A 325-nucleotide genomic window follows, 5' to 3' on the forward strand; every position below is an offset into this window, starting at 1 on the left:
TATGCGGCCTCCATTTGCAGGCGCGGTTTTTCGAAGTCGTAGTCGCGGCGGGTGGTGCGGCTGGTGCGGGTTTCCAGGCGCAGCTTGAAGCCTTTGATCACCGGTTCTTCGGCGACCATGCCGCTGCCCTGCACGTAAGCGGTCGGTTGGCCGAGGTTGGGGAACACGGTCTGGTCATCGCCGAACACCAGCAGGTGGCCTTTCTTGCTGTGCTGGAAGTGGTAGTGAATGCCTTCCTCTTCACAAAGACGCTGGACGAAATGCAGATCGGTTTCGTCGTACTGCACGCAGTAGTCGCGATCCGGGCACGGCTGGCTGAGTTGGA

Annotated in this window: 1 protein-coding gene; it reads right to left on the reverse strand. The window is 60.3% G+C overall.

Going from position 1 to position 325, the window contains the following annotated elements:
• The coding region (locus C1X29_RS28260) for a contractile injection system protein, VgrG/Pvc8 family (protein WP_256584415.1) at positions 1 to 325 on the reverse strand (325 nt) is incomplete at both ends.

It is taken from the genome of Pseudomonas sp. GW456-12-10-14-LB2 (genome assembly GCF_002884345.1).
GTDB lineage: Bacteria > Pseudomonadota > Gammaproteobacteria > Pseudomonadales > Pseudomonadaceae > Aquipseudomonas > Aquipseudomonas paraglycinae.